This is a genomic window from Rhodoferax sp. GT1R46 (assembly GCF_056521285.1).
Window position 1 is genome coordinate 832,851 of record NZ_JBWMBC010000001.1, and the last position, 13,387, is coordinate 846,237.

The window sequence follows — 13,387 nt, forward strand, 5'->3', positions numbered from 1 at the left end:
ATGGCGATGAATTACCCATGAGTTTGCGCATTTACAACACGCTGTCGCGTGCCCTTGAGCCGTTTTCCCCTATTGAAGCCGGCCATGTGCGCATGTACGTCTGCGGCATGACTGTGTACGACCTGTGTCATTTGGGACATGCGCGGTCGATGGTTGCATTTGATGTGGTGCAACGCTGGCTCAAAGCCAGCGGTTTGCGGGTGACCTATGTGCGCAATGTGACGGATATTGACGACAAGATTATTCGCCGCGCGCTGGAAAACGGCGAAACCATCCGCGCGTTGACCGACCGGATGGTCGAGGCGCTGCACCAGGATGCGGACGCCCTGGGCATTGAGCGCCCAACTCATGAGCCACGCGCTACCGAGTTTGTGCCCCAGATGCTGCGCCTGATTGGCGCCTTGGAGGACAAGGGGCTTGCCTACCGCGCCTCCAACGGCGACGTGAACTACGCCGTGCGTAAATTTGAAGGCTACGGCAAGTTGTCTGGCAAGTCGCTGGACGAGTTGCGTGCTGGGGAGCGGGTGGCGGTGGCCGATGGCAAGGATGATCCACTAGACTTTGTGCTCTGGAAGTCGGCCAAAGAGTCCGAGCCGGCCGAGGCCAAGTGGCCCAGCGACTATGGCGTGGGCCGACCCGGCTGGCACATTGAGTGTTCTGCGATGGGATGCGAGATGTTGGGCGAGTCATTTGACATCCATGGCGGCGGTGCCGACTTGCAGTTCCCGCATCATGAAAATGAAATTGCGCAAAGCGAAGGTGCCTTGGGCAAACCGCTTGCGCGGGTGTGGATGCACAACGGGTTTGTGACGCGCGACAACGAGAAGATGTCCAAGAGTCTGGGCAATTTCTTCACCATCCGTGACATCCTGGCCCAATATGATGCCGAAACCACCCGGTTTTTCATCATCCGGGCACACTACCGCAGCGCCCTGAACCACAGCGACGCGCATCTGGATGACGCCCGCAACGCGCTCAGGCGGCTGTATACCGCGCTGGATCTGGTGTCGCCGCACAATGATTTCCTGATCGACTGGAATGAACCTCTGGCTGCACGCTTCAAGATGGCCATGGATGAAGACTTTGGTACCCCAGAGGCTGTGGCCGTGTTGTTTGAACTGGCGACTGATGTCAATCGCACGCAGTCAGCCGATCTGGCGGCACTACTCAAGGCACTGGGTGGTTTTCTGGGATTGCTGCAGCAAGATCCCAAGGTATTCTTGCGGGCGGGAGCCGCTTTGGACGATGCGGCCATTCAGGCGCTAATTGCCCGGCGCAGCGCGGCCAAGGCGGCGCGCGACTTCGCCTTGGCCGACATCATCCGCAAGGGTTTGCTCGCGCAAGGTATCGTGCTCAAGGACACCGCCGCTGGTACAACCTGGGAGGCCGCGCAATGATGGCGCCAGTCAAGAAGGCGGACGCGCCACTGCTGACTCCCTACTTCTGGGAAGAGGCCTGCAAACACTTGGTCAAGAAAGACCGGGTGATGAAGCGTTTGATACCCCAGTTTGGTGATGCCTGCCTGCAGACCCGTGGCGATGCGTTCATCACGTTGGCGCGCAGCATTGTGGGACAGCAAATATCAGTCAAGGCGGCCCAGACAGTTTGGGACCGTTTTTCCCTGTTATTGCGGAAAATGTCGCCTGCCAGTGTGCTCAAACTCAAGGTGGACGACATGCGCGCGGCTGGCCTGAGTGCGCGCAAGGTTGAATATCTGGTGGACCTGGCAGTGCACTTTGACAACGGCGCCCTGCATGTCAAAGCATGGGAGACCATGAGCGACGAGGACATCGTGGCGGAACTGATTGCCATACGGGGCATCGGTCGCTGGACCGCCGAGATGTTTCTGATTTTTCACCTGATGCGCCCCAATGTTTTGCCCCTCGATGACGTGGGCTTGATCAACGGAATCAGCCGGAACTATTATTCGGGCGATGTCGTCAGCCGAAGCGATGCGCGCGAAGTGGCTGCCGCCTGGGCACCCTACTGCACCGTGGCGACTTGGTATATTTGGCGCTCGCTTGACCCCGTGCCAGTGGAATACTGACACCCTGACTGAATAGGATCAATTCATGGCCAAGAAAACATTTCTGGATTTTGAGCAGCCGATTGCGGAGCTTGAGACCAAAATCGAAGAGTTGCGTTACGTGCAAAACGAATCTGCAGTGGATATTTCTGCTGAGATCGAGCAACTGAGCAAGAAAAGCCAGCAACTCACCAAAGACATTTATAGCGATCTGACACCTTGGCAAATCACGAAGATTGCCCGGCACCCGGAGCGCCCCTACACGCTGGACTATGTCAATGAGCTGTTTACGCATTTTGTGGAACTGCACGGTGATCGCCATTTTGCAGACGACCTGAGCATTGTGGGCGGTCTGGCCCGCTTCAATGGCACACCCTGCATGGTGTTGGGTCAGCAAAAAGGGCGCGATACGAAGGAGCGGGGCCTGCGCAACTTTGGCATGAGCAAGCCAGAAGGTTATCGCAAGGCCCTGCGGCTGATGAAGCTGGCTGAAAAGTTCAAATTGCCGGTGTTCACCTTTGTGGATACACCGGGAGCCTACCCCGGTATTGACGCAGAAGAACGCGGACAGTCCGAAGCCATTGGCCGCAACATTTTCGAGATGGCCCAGCTCGAAGTCCCCATCATCACCACCATCATTGGCGAAGGTGGCTCGGGCGGCGCGCTGGCTATTTCGGTCGCGGATCAGGTGGTCATGCTGCAGTACTCCATCTATTCCGTCATCAGTCCAGAGGGCTGTGCCTCCATCCTCTGGAAGACGTCCGACAAGGCATCGGACGCCGCCGAAGCCATGGGGATCACTGCGCACCGTCTCAAGGCTCTGGGTGTGATCGACAAAATCGTCAACGAGCCCGTGGGTGGCGCGCACCGTGACACCAAACAGGCTGCTTCATTTCTGAAGCGTGCACTGGCGGACGCTTACCGGCAGGTCGGCGATCTGAAGGTCAAGGAACTGCTGGACCGTCGCTATGAGCGCCTGCAAAGCTATGGGCGCTTTACTGACACCAAAGCCGCCTCGAAGTAGGGTGACGGTCGACGCCGCAATGCGGGCCTTCGCGCCCGCGTTGCCGCTGGCCGTCGCACTGAGTGGTGGGGCCGATTCCACCGCATTGCTGGTAGCTTGCGCGGAGAAATGGCCGGGGCAGGTGGTGGCTTGGCATGTCAATCACGGTTTGCAGGATGCGGCACCGGCTTTCGAAGTCTGTTGTCAGTCGCTGTGCGACCGATTGAATGTTCCCCTGCTGGTGCGAAAGGTGGATGCCGGCCATGCGGCCGGTCAAAGCCCGGAAGACGCGGCCCGAGTGGCACGTTACAAGGCATTTAGTGCCCTAGCCCCCGTGCAATATGCGCAGACAGCTATCAAATCAGTAGCGATTGCCCAGCATGCAGATGACCAGGTAGAGACCTTGCTACTGGCCCTGAGTCGTGGTTCCGGCCTGGCTGGACTGAGCGCCATGCCCGCCCGCTGGCGGCGTGACGGCTTGGACTACCACCGTCCGTTGATCCAGGTTTCCAGCGCCGCAATCCGCCAGTGGCTGGCACAGCGCGACCTGTCCTTTATCGAAGACCCTACAAATCGCGACGAGCAGTTCACCCGAAACCGCATCCGCGCCCGGGTGATGCCCGCTCTGCAGGCTGCGTTCCCGCAGTTTCTGGACACGTTTGCCCGCAGTGCCGGACATGCCGCCCAGGCGCAGGATCTGCTGGACGAGGTGGGTGCGCAGGATCTGCTGCGGGTGTGCGACGCCAGTAGTGGCCTGCTGATGATCAAGCCTGTGCAGGCGTTTAGCCGGCCACGCCAGGCCAATGTAGTGCGTTATTGGCTTAAAACCCGTTTTCAGATGATTCCCAGCACCGCGCAGCTGGAGGAACTGCTCGACCAACTGGCCGCCTGCACCACCCGCGGTCATCGCATCCATCTCAAGGTGGGGCAGGGCTTTGTTCAGCGCAACGGTGAAGTTTTGAATTGGTACAATCCCTGAGTTTTGCTTCAAAAATTCTGATTTCATGGCACTGATCGTTCACAAATACGGCGGCACGTCGATGGGTTCTACCGAACGCATCCGCAATGTTGCCAAACGCGTTGCCAAATGGGCGCGCGCGGGTCACCAGATGGTCGTTGTTCCCTCCGCAATGAGCGGCGAGACCAATCGCCTGTTAGGCTTGGCAAAGGAGTTGGCTCCGTCCAAACAGGGCGACGCCTATGCACGCGAGCTCGACATGTTGGCCTCCACGGGCGAGCAGGCGTCGTCTGCTCTGTTGGCTATCGCGTTGCAGGGCGAAGGCATGGAGTCGGTCAGCTATGCTGGCTGGCAAGTGCCCATTCGGACCAACAGCGCCTACACCAAGGCTCGCATCGAATCGATTGACGACGCTAGGGTACGTGCGGATCTGGCCGTTGGCAAAGTGGTCATTGTTACCGGTTTCCAGGGTATGGATGACCAGGGCAACATCACGACGCTGGGGCGTGGTGGCTCTGATACGTCAGCCGTTGCCGTGGCGGCCGCCATGAAAGCTGCCGAATGCCTGATCTTCACCGATGTGGACGGCGTTTACACCACAGACCCGCGTGTCGTGGCCGAAGCGCGCCGCCTGCATACCGTAAGTTTTGAGGAAATGCTGGAGATGGCCTCCATGGGCTCCAAAGTGCTGCAAATTCGCTCCGTCGAGTTTGCCGGCAAGTACAAAGTGCCGCTGCGGGTCCTGAGCAGCTTCACACCGTGGGATATTGATATTGACGAGGAAGCCAAATCTGGCACTCTGATTACTTTTGAGGAAGACGAGAAAATGGAACAAGCCATTGTGTCTGGTATTGCGTTTAACCGCGATGAGGCCAAAATTTCCGTGATGGGTGTGCCCGACAAGCCGGGTATCGCCTATCAGATTCTGGGTGCGGTCGCTGATGCCAACATCGAAGTTGACATGATCATTCAGAACCTGAGCAAAGACGGCAAGACCGACTTCAGCTTCACCGTCAACCGCGGTGAGTTCGCCAAGTGCATGGACCTGCTCAAGGAAAAAGTGCTGCCCAGCCTGGGTGCGCAAGAGGTGGTGGGCGACACCAAGATCTGCAAGGTGTCCATCGTCGGTATCGGCATGCGCAGCCACGTGGGAGTTGCCAGCCGCATGTTCCGGGTATTGAGCGAAGAGGGCATCAACATCCAGATGATTTCAACCTCCGAGATCAAGACTTCCGTGGTGATTGACGAGAAGTACATGGAACTGGCCGTTCGGGCTCTGCACAAGGCCTTTGATCTGGACCAGCCCCCCGCCTGAAAAACAAGGCAGACTCGTGACATAATATGGCCTGTTCAGGAATCGTGACCGAGTGGCCGAAGGTGCTCCCCTGCTAAGGGAGTATGGGTCTTAAAAATCCATCGAGGGTTCGAATCCCTCCGATTCCTCCAAACAATGAAAAACCCTGAAAGTCTTTGACTTTCAGGGTTTTATTCATTTCTAGCGTAACCCCTTGACCGCTTCAGTTCACCATTCACCCGATTCGCGAACGCGCTGGTCGATGTCGCGCGTATCCGTATCCGTCTGATCCCTGCCCCAGACAGGCTGAGCGATGTGTTCAGGCCAGAACGCAAATCGGGAGTTCGAGACCGAAGCTGCAGGGTTTTCCTCCGACGCTAGCGGCTGGCTGTTTGTAGGGTTGATTGACATATTGGCTCCACTTCATAGTCAAATTCAGTTTAGGGATCTGGCAAAGAGAACTCTGTTGCCCAGCGCACACAATTCCGGAAATATTGGCCCTATCGCCACGGCAACTCCTCATGACGTCATAAGGCGTGCGCTTGAGATTCCTCCAGCGCCAGCAGCTAAGTGCACAAAAAGATGCGCCATATCAACGCAGTATTGGCAGGGGCTGACATCATGCGGCGGATGGACCGCGCATTGCCCCAGCTCATTCAAGCTCTGATGGAGCCCCGGCGCTACCCCGGTGGCGTGCGCCAGGTGGAGCTTATCCAGACGCATATTTCTTGGGTGTTCCTCGCGGGTGACTTTGCCTACAAGATCAAAAAACCCATCAAACTGCATTTCCTGGACTTCAGCACACTGGAGCAACGTCATTCCTTTTGCGATGACGAGTTGCGACTAAACCGCCGGTTTGCGCCAGATATCTATCTGGATGTGGTGGGCCTCTTCAATACACCGCAGGATCCGCAGTTTGAAGGACCTGGCGCACCGATTGAGTATGCAGTCCGGATGCGACGCTTCGATGAGTCTGGGCGTCTCGACCGCGTGTGCGCGAGAGGGGAATTGCGGAGCGAGCATTTGTCCGATTTGGCAGCTACGCTGGTGGCCTTTCATGAAAAAGCAGCTATTGCGCCACCGTCCTCGCGCTTTGGTACGCCGCGCGAAGTCATGAAGCAGGCAATGGACAATTTTTCTGATCTGCAGTCATTGCTGCCAGATACCTGTGTGCGCGCCCGTCTTGCAGGGCTTCGTTCAAGGAGCATTGACCAGATTGCGGACGTAGCGCCGTTGATGGAGACACGCAAGCGCACGGGTCTTGTGCGTGAATGCCACGGTGACCTGCATCTGGCAAATCTCGTGCTGATTGACCATCGGGTGCGCATGTTCGACTGCATCGAGTTCAGTGAGGATCTGCGATGGATTGATGTCGCGGGCGACATTGCGTTCACCTATGTTGACTTGATGGCTCACGCCCAACCGGGCCTTGCCAATTGGTTCGTGGATGAGGTGTTGAGTCGCAGCGGCGATTACGGCATGGCCCAGGTGCTGCGCTTTTATGCGGTGTATCGGGCCTTGGTGCTTGCCAAGGTGGCTGCAATCCGGCAGGACCAGATGCATGTCGACTATGGCGAGACAGAGGCCCTGATTGGTCTGGCGCAACGGATTGCCGCGCCACCGCCAGCACGGCTGGTGATTACCCACGGACTGTCCGCCTGTGGCAAGACCATGGCAACCAATCGATTGCTGCAAAGCGATGCCCGTGCGTCCACATTGCGCCTGCGCTCGGATGTGGAGCGAAAACGCCTGTTCGGATTAGGTCAGACCGAAAAAAGTGGTTCACCCACTGGCGGCGGCATTTACACGCGCAGCGCCGAGGTCCGTACTTACGCTCATCTTCGAACCTTGGCAGAAAGCCTCTTGCAAGCAGGCTGGTCGGTCATCGTGGATGCCACCTTTTTGATGCGAGCTGATCGTGACGCATTTCGGACACTGGCCAAGGACTGCAACGTGGAATTTTCCATTTTGGCGCCCCAGGCCACCTACGCGCAATTGCGGGAACGTATTCTGGCCCGCAGGGAGTCAGGCCGTGATGCCTCAGAGGCCACTGTAGATGTGCTTGCTCAGCAGATACAAACGATCGAGCCTCTGGAGGGCGAGGAGCACCGCGTCGTTCTGGACGTATCAGGTGCGCGTAGTTCACTGCAGCCGCGCTAGTCTCAGGAAACGGAAATCAGCGGTTTGTTGTTGATGCCGAGCGCATTCGTCAATCGATTGAGGCACTCCACCGGTCATTCCAGGTCTTCTGCAAGTCGCGGCGATCCCGTTTGGTTGGGCGCCCATGTTCCAGGGTCAAAGCGGGCTCAGGGCTCAGACGGTGACGCTCTGCTGCCTGAGCCCTCTGTTGCAGGCTCTCAAGCGTCTCGGCATACAACTGCTGTGCCACTGGCGCAGGGCCGCGCTGTTCACTGATTCCCTGAACCACGACCGTATGCGCCACCTTGGCCTGCCAGATGGTGAGCGTGTCGCCCACGCGGACATCTCGCGATGGTTTCACATCCTGTTGTGCCACCTGCACATGCCCGCGGTTCACGGCATCTGTGGCCAGTGACCGGGTTTTAAAAAAGCGCGCAGCCCACAGCCATTTGTCGATTCGGGTTTTGTCCATGGCGGTACTTAAGGGTGTTTTTCTGACAGTTCGGGCAGCCAGTTCGTCCGATCTCTCTGAATTGTGGAGATGGTCGTCAGGGTAACATTCTTGTATGGAGAAAAATGACACCCTGCCGCGCGACGCCCAAAGCATTCTGGAGCTGGCGGCACGCTCTATGTTCGCGCTGTTTTCCAGCGCCAGCGAAGGCATGATGCTGGTCGATCGCCAGGCACGGGTCGTCTGGATCAACGACCAGTACCGGCGTTTTTTACCCGCATTGGGGTTTGAGCGCGAGGACGACTTTGTGGGCCATCCGGTGTCACAGGTGGTGCAAAACACCCTGATGCACCAGGTGCTGGAAACCGGCAAGCCGATTCTCATCGACTTGTTGACTAACCGGGCGGGCACCTTTGTGGTTAGCCGCATTCCGTTGCGGGATGCATCGGGGCTGGTGATTGGGGCGCTGGGCATTGTGTTGTTTGACCATGCCGAAACCACGCTGCAGCCCTTGATTGAAAAATTTTCTCTGCTGCAGCGCGATCTGGATGATGCGCGTCGCGAGCTCGCCACCCAGCGATTGCGCCAGACGGGGAAGCGGCAATCCAAGTACACGTTTGCCAGCTTTATTGGCCTGAGTGCCGCTGCCGTAGAAGTCAAGCGCCAGGCGCGCCGGGCTGCGCAGTCCTCCAGCCCGGTGCTTCTGCTGGGTGAAACCGGTACCGGCAAGGAGCTGCTGGCCCATGCCATTCATGCGGCATCGGCACGCGCAGCAGGGCCGTTTATCAGCGTGAACATAGCTGCAGTACCCGATACGCTGCTGGAGGCGGAATTCTTTGGCTTTGCACCCGGTGCTTTTACCGGCGCCGACCGCAAGGGGCGAGACGGCAAGTTTCTGCTGGCCCATGGTGGCACCCTGTTTCTCGATGAGATTGGGGACATGCCGTTGGCTTTGCAGTCCAAATTACTGCGGGCCCTACAGGAGGGGGAGATCGAGCCACTCGGCTCCAACAAACTGATTGAGTTTGATGTGCGGGTGATTGCAGCGACCTCGCGTGACCTGCCCCGACTGGTGCGCGAAGGCAGTTTTCGTGAGGATTTGTTTTACCGCCTCAACGTGTTGCCGATTCGTGTGCCACCGCTACGGGAGCGTCGAGGCGACATCGCAGCCCTGCTGGAGGTGCTGGGTGAGGATGTAGCGCTACGCAGCGGGTTGCAGCCACCCGAGTTGTCGGCGCAGGCGCTGGCCCTTCTGGAAGCGCAACCGTGGCGGGGCAATATCCGCGAGTTGCGCAATGTGCTGGAGCAGGCTGCCATGCGCAGCGATGTATCGCGCATCGAGGTGACGCAACTCGAAACGGTGCTGCGCGAGTCCGGCGTGCAGCCGCTGGCGCCGGCGGTCATGGCGGAAGGCGATGCCCATTTGTTGCGCCCCCTGTCGCAGCAGGTGGCGGATCTGGAGCGTCGGGCTATTGATGCAGCCTTGAAGGCGAGCAAGGGCAACAAGGTTGCTGCGGCAAAGGTGCTGGGCATCGCGCGGGCGACCTTGTATGCCCGGCTTCACAGTGTCTAAAATACAGACAACATGTATTTTTTTGATGCATTCAATATGTCTTTGTTTTAGTCATTTTTCAGCATTGCCTCCGCCAAGCCTATAAAAATACAATGAAATCAAGGGCTTGGAATGTGGCACATTTCGTGCAAAAGCTTAATGTCAGAAGACTACAACAGGAGACGACAATGAACCAACCCATCTGGGCTATCAAGGCCACGCTGGTTGCCACCGGGCTGTGCGCTGCCATGGTGTGCAGCACCGCTTTTGCGCAATCCCAAGAAATCAGGATTGCCCACATCTACAGCAAGACCGGACCCCTGGAGGCCTATGGCAAGCAAACCGCAACCGGCTTCATGATGGGCCTGGACTATGCGACCGGCGGCACCATGATGGTTGCAGGTAAAAAAATTGTCGTGATCGAAAAAGACGATCAGGGCAAGCCCGATCAAGGCAAGTCGCTGCTGGCGGCAGCCTATGGTGACGACAAGGTGGATTTGGCCGTGGGCCCTACCGCCTCGCCCGTGGCGCTGGCCATGCTGCCGGTGGCTGAAGAATACAAAAAGATCCTGCTGGTGGAGCCTGCGGTGGCCGATTCAATTACCGGTGAGAAGTGGAATAAATACATCTTCCGCACCGGGCGCAACAGTTCGCAGGATGCTATTGCCAACGCTGTTGCGCTGGACAAGGCCGGTGTCAGTATCGTCACCATGGCGCAAGACTCCGCGTTTGGTCGCGATGGCGTCAAAGCGTTCAAAGAGGCGTTAAAGAAGGCCAAACTGGTGCATGAGGAGTACCTTCCTCCCGCTACAACCGACTTCACCGCAGGTGGTCAGCGCATGATCGACAAACTCAAAGAGTTGCCGGGTCGAAAGGTCATTTTTGTTTTGTGGGCTGGCGGCAATCCGTTCAAGATTGCCGATATGGACCTCAAGCGCCATGGCATTGAAATCGCGACCGGTGGCAACATCCTTCCAGTAATGACGGCATTCAAGCAGTTCCCTGGCATGGAAGGCGCCGCGTACTACTACTTTGGCATGCCAAAAAATGCGGTGAATGAGGCCATGGTCGCCCGCCATTACAGCCAGTTCAAGGCGCCGCCTGACTTCTTTACCGCCGGTGGTTTCTCAGCAGCCATGGCGGTGGTGACCGCGCTCAATGCCAGCAAGGGCGACACCTCGGCCAACACCCTGATCAAGACCATGGAAGGCATGAGCTTTGACACACCCAAAGGCAAGATGACTTTTCGCAAGGAAGACCACCAGGCCATGCAAAGCATGTACCACTTCAAGATCAAGGTGGACCCGGCGTTTGCCTGGGGCGTGCCTGAGCTCGTGCACGAGATCAAGGCCGAAGAGATGAACATCCCGATCCGCAACAAGCGTTAATCGGCAAATCCGCCAACCCATCGGCCAGTCGCCTCGAGGCTCCCCCTGTTCGGGGGAGTTCTGAACCATGCTTCAAACCCAAGAACTCACGATTCGCTTCGGCGGACACGTGGCGGTGAATGCTGTCAGCTGCACTTTTCAGCCGGGCACGTTGACCGCCATTGTTGGCCCCAATGGTGCGGGTAAAACTACCTATTTCAATCTGATCTCGGGTCAGCTCAAGGCGACTGCAGGTGAGGTTTTTTTGAATGGCCGCAACTTGACCGGCCTCAGTCCTTCGGCGCGCACCAGGGCCGGATTAGGGCGGGCGTTCCAGCTGACCAATTTGTTTCCGCATCTGTCGGTGCTGGAGAACGTGCGCCTCGCAGTGCAGGCGGCAAAGCCTGGGCCGCATTGGCGGGGACTGAACCTGTGGAGCATCTGGAGCGACCATGCGCTCCTGACGCGTCGTGCGCTGGAAATTCTGGAAGCGGTATCCATGATGGACAAACAGACCTTGCCAGTCGCAAGCCTGCCGCATGGTGACCAGCGCAAGCTGGAAGTGGCGTTGCTGATGGCGCTGGACCCCGACGTATTCATGTTTGACGAGCCAACTGCTGGCATGAGCGCCGATGAGGCACCGGTAATTCTCAACCTGATCCGCGCGCTTAAAAAAGACAAGACCAAAACCATTCTGCTGGTGGAGCACAAGATGGACGTGGTGCGTGAATTGGCGGACCGCATTATCGTGTTGCACAACGGCTCGCTGGTGGCCGATGGTGATCCTGCGGAGGTGATCGCATCGCCCGTGGTGCAGGAAGCGTATCTGGGCATCAGTCCCAGCGCTGCGACAGTGGAGGACGGCGTATGAGCAACCTCCACCCTCATGACAATTTGTTGACCCTGTCAGGCGTGCACACCCACATCGGTTCGTATCACATCCTGCACGGGGTGGACCTGGCGGTACCGCGTGGTCAGCTCACCATGCTGCTGGGGCGCAACGGTGCGGGCAAGACCACTACGCTGAGAACCATCATGGGCTTGTGGCACGCATCACAAGGCAAGGTCGTATTCGATGGCGTCGACATTACGGCGGTTGAGACGCCGCAAATCGCCGGTATGGACATTGCCTATGTGCCCGAAAACATGGGCATCTTTGCGGATCTGACGGTGAAGGAAAACATGCTGCTGGCAGCGCGTTCGGCCAAGCGCGCTCAGCAGATGGACTCAGAGCGCTTGCATTGGATTTTTTCACTTTTTCCCGCTGTGGAGAAATTCTGGAACCACCCCGCAGGCAAGCTGTCGGGCGGACAAAAACAGATGCTTGCGGTGGCACGCGCGATCGTTGAGCCCCGCAAACTGTTGATCGTGGATGAGCCCAGCAAAGGTTTGGCGCCGGCCATCATCAACAACATGATTGATGCCTTTGCGCAGCTCAAGCAAACCGGAACTACCATTTTGCTGGTGGAGCAAAACATCAGCTTCGCCAAACGCTTGGGTGACCATGTGGCTGTGATGGATAACGGCCGTGTCGTGCACGCCGGCTCCATGCAGGAGCTGGCGGACAACGAAGACATGCAGCATGCCTTGCTGGGGTTAGCCATATGAAAAATCTTGACTTTGACTGGAAGCCGCTCGTGCTTGTTCCGCTGTTGGCAGTGCTTGTGATGCCTTTCATTGGTTCATCATCCACCTGGTTGACCCTGACGGTGGCCGGGCTGGCCATGGGCATGATCATCTTCATCATTGCTTCAGGCCTGACCCTTGTTTTTGGCTTGATGGACGTGCTCAATTTCGGCCACGGCGTGTTCATCGCACTCGGGGCTTTTGTGGCCACCGCTGTGATGGGCGCCATGGGCGACTGGACCAGCTCGGACGTGCTTTGGCGCAACCTGGTGGCAGTTTTCCCGGCCATGCTGGTGGCCATGGCAGTGGCGGGTGCCGTGGGCCTCGCGTTTGAGCGCTTCATCGTGCGGCCGGTCTACGGCCAGCACCTCAAGCAGATTCTGATCACCATGGGCGGCATGATTATTGGCGAAGAACTCATCAAAGTGATTTGGGGGCCGGCGCAGATTCCACTACCTTTGCCTGAAGGCATGCGCGGTTCGGTACTGTTGGGTGATGCCGCCATCGAAAAATACCGCCTGATGGCAGTGGTGGTGGGGCTGGCCGTGTTTGCCACACTGGCGTGGGTGTTGAGTCGTACCAAGATCGGCCTGCTGATCCGCGCGGGTGTGCAAGACCGAGAAATGGTGGAGTCGCTGGGTTACCGCATCAAGCGCCTGTTTGTGGGTGTGTTTGTGGTGGGCAGCGGCCTGGCTGGGCTGGGCGGCGTGATGTGGGGCCTGTACCAGCAAACGGTGACGCCGCAGATGGGCGCACAGGTCAATGTACTGATTTTTGTCGTCATCATCATCGGTGGGCTGGGTTCAACCGGTGGCGCACTGATCGGCGCCTTGTTGGTGGGGTTAATGGCCAACTACACCGGCTTTCTGGCGCCCAAGGTCGCGCTGTTTTCCAATATAGCGCTCATGGTGGGCGTGCTGTTGTGGCGGCCACAGGGTGTGTATCCCGTAGCCAACCGATAAGAGGCATTC

The 13,387-nt window shown here is 57.9% G+C and carries 13 protein-coding genes and 1 tRNA gene; 12 read left to right on the plus strand and 2 right to left on the minus strand.

The features are described from left to right. Positions 1 to 17 precede the first annotated feature (17 nt). The 6 genes from cysS (at position 18) to AC097W_RS03900 (ending at position 5,433) form a co-directional block, all read left to right on the plus strand. Entirely contained in the window at positions 18 to 1,397 is a 1,380-nt protein-coding gene (gene cysS / locus AC097W_RS03875; RefSeq protein WP_479600995.1) for a cysteine--tRNA ligase, read from the plus strand. Further along, positions 1,397 to 2,047, plus strand: coding sequence for a DNA-3-methyladenine glycosylase family protein (locus AC097W_RS03880; RefSeq protein ID WP_479601295.1), 651 nt, complete (start codon positions 1,397 to 1,399; stop codon positions 2,045 to 2,047). Before cysS ends, AC097W_RS03880 begins: the two co-directional genes overlap by 1 nt. A 25-nt stretch (positions 2,048 to 2,072) precedes the next feature. Then, on the plus strand, positions 2,073 to 3,050 hold the full coding sequence (locus tag AC097W_RS03885) for an acetyl-CoA carboxylase carboxyltransferase subunit alpha (RefSeq protein ID WP_479600996.1): 978 nt from the start codon (positions 2,073 to 2,075) through the stop codon (positions 3,048 to 3,050). 19 nt (positions 3,051 to 3,069) lie between these two features. Beyond that, positions 3,070 to 4,008: a tRNA lysidine(34) synthetase TilS gene (gene tilS, locus AC097W_RS03890; protein ID WP_479600997.1), complete on the plus strand. Its 939-nt coding sequence runs from the start codon at positions 3,070 to 3,072 to the stop codon at positions 4,006 to 4,008. 25 nt (positions 4,009 to 4,033) lie between these two features. Then, positions 4,034 to 5,302 (plus strand): aspartate kinase, encoded by a 1,269-nt coding sequence (locus tag AC097W_RS03895; RefSeq protein WP_479600998.1) that lies wholly within the window; start codon positions 4,034 to 4,036, stop codon positions 5,300 to 5,302. Positions 5,303 to 5,340: 38 nt separating this feature from the next. Next, a tRNA-Ser gene (locus tag AC097W_RS03900) sits at positions 5,341 to 5,433 on the plus strand. Positions 5,434 to 5,509: 76 nt separating this feature from the next. Here the strand turns inward: AC097W_RS03900 and AC097W_RS03905 are convergent. Beyond that, positions 5,510 to 5,692 carry a hypothetical protein gene (locus AC097W_RS03905; protein WP_479600999.1) on the minus strand — a complete coding sequence of 61 codons (183 nt, stop codon included), beginning with the start codon at positions 5,690 to 5,692 and terminating at the stop codon, positions 5,510 to 5,512. Between the two features lie 171 nt (positions 5,693 to 5,863). On the opposite strand from AC097W_RS03905, the gene AC097W_RS03910 reads away from it, so the two are divergent. Then, the gene (locus AC097W_RS03910; protein ID WP_479601000.1) at positions 5,864 to 7,441 is read left to right on the plus strand and encodes a bifunctional aminoglycoside phosphotransferase/ATP-binding protein; all 1,578 of its coding nucleotides are present in this window, start codon (positions 5,864 to 5,866) and stop codon (positions 7,439 to 7,441) included. Positions 7,442 to 7,490: 49 nt separating this feature from the next. Here AC097W_RS03910 and AC097W_RS03915 read toward each other — a convergent pair whose 3' ends face one another. After that, entirely contained in the window at positions 7,491 to 7,892 is a 402-nt protein-coding gene (locus AC097W_RS03915) for an RNA-binding S4 domain-containing protein (RefSeq protein WP_479601001.1), read from the minus strand. Between the two features lie 94 nt (positions 7,893 to 7,986). Between AC097W_RS03915 and AC097W_RS03920 the strand changes: the two genes are divergently transcribed. The 5 genes from AC097W_RS03920 to AC097W_RS03940 all read left to right on the plus strand — a co-directional run bounded on the left by AC097W_RS03920 (position 7,987) and on the right by AC097W_RS03940 (position 13,378). Next, entirely contained in the window at positions 7,987 to 9,444 is a 1,458-nt protein-coding gene (locus tag AC097W_RS03920; RefSeq protein ID WP_479601002.1) for a sigma-54 interaction domain-containing protein, read from the plus strand. Between the two features lie 227 nt (positions 9,445 to 9,671). Further along, complete coding sequence (locus tag AC097W_RS03925) at positions 9,672 to 10,811, plus strand: substrate-binding domain-containing protein (protein WP_479601296.1); 1,140 nt, start codon at positions 9,672 to 9,674, stop codon at positions 10,809 to 10,811. A gap of 67 nt (positions 10,812 to 10,878) precedes the next feature. Then, a complete protein-coding gene (locus tag AC097W_RS03930) occupies positions 10,879 to 11,661 on the plus strand; it encodes an ABC transporter ATP-binding protein (protein WP_479601003.1) in 783 nt (260 codons plus the stop codon). Beyond that, a complete protein-coding gene (locus AC097W_RS03935; RefSeq protein ID WP_479601004.1) occupies positions 11,658 to 12,398 on the plus strand; it encodes an ABC transporter ATP-binding protein in 741 nt (246 codons plus the stop codon). The genes AC097W_RS03930 and AC097W_RS03935 overlap by 4 nt, the downstream gene beginning before the upstream one ends. Continuing rightward, positions 12,395 to 13,378, plus strand: a complete 984-nt coding sequence (locus AC097W_RS03940) for a branched-chain amino acid ABC transporter permease (RefSeq protein ID WP_479601005.1) — start codon at positions 12,395 to 12,397, stop codon at positions 13,376 to 13,378. Before AC097W_RS03935 ends, AC097W_RS03940 begins: the two co-directional genes overlap by 4 nt. The last annotated feature ends 9 nt before the right edge of the window (positions 13,379 to 13,387 follow it).